Here is a 764-nt window from a genome sequence, read left to right on the forward strand (position 1 = left end):
CCGTAGATGCTGCACTCCTTGAAACGGAAGTAGAAGAAGACTCTCCAACGGTTGTGGAAACAGAAAATTCGGCTCCTGATTCAAATACACCTTCTAAGGTAAACTTTGAAGAAATGCTTAAACCAGTTGTGGTTTCTGACGACCATGTTTTCGTTTCTGTCCAGTTACCTTGTACACTTAAAGAAATAGATGCTTCTTCATCGCCATGATTAATAGCATAGTTACTACCCAAGATTGCTTCACTAGGTGGTTTTCCATCTCCAATTTGATACGTAAATTCTCCCACTGTCTTATAACAAGGATGTCCATATTGTTCTGTAATTGCTGGTTTTGACGCATCATAATACGTTTCGCTGTTTACAGAGATGCCGTCTGGTAATGTACCAAAGCGCTCTTTAAATTTTTCTCTTACACTGTTAGGATTTGAACCAACTGCAGATAATTCTGAAAACGAAAATTTTTCTTGGATAGGCATCAAAACACTCCTTTAAGGTTTAAAATAGGAAAATACTTCTATATAATAGCATCATAAGAATCAGATGTAAATTTTTATAACAATATATTATTAATTTACTGTTAAGTAAAATATATATATATATTATTAATTTATTAACAAAAATATTTTAAGAAAAACTAGTAACTATACTAAAAAAGTGGTAGTTTAAAAATTTTATTAAGTAAAACGAAACATTAAGTAACTATATAAAAACTAAAAAGCAAAAATAATGGAATTTCTATAGCATTAAGTAAATGATAAATTATTT

General features: G+C 30.2%; 1 pseudogene. It reads right to left on the minus strand.

The window, feature by feature from the left end:
- Positions 1 to 475 (minus strand): annotated as a pseudogene (locus AC1DRF_RS30660) (hydralysin-2); the annotation flags it as partial.
- Positions 476 to 764: the final 289 nt, after the last annotated feature.

It is taken from the genome of Priestia sp. P5_B4, from assembly GCF_056400385.1.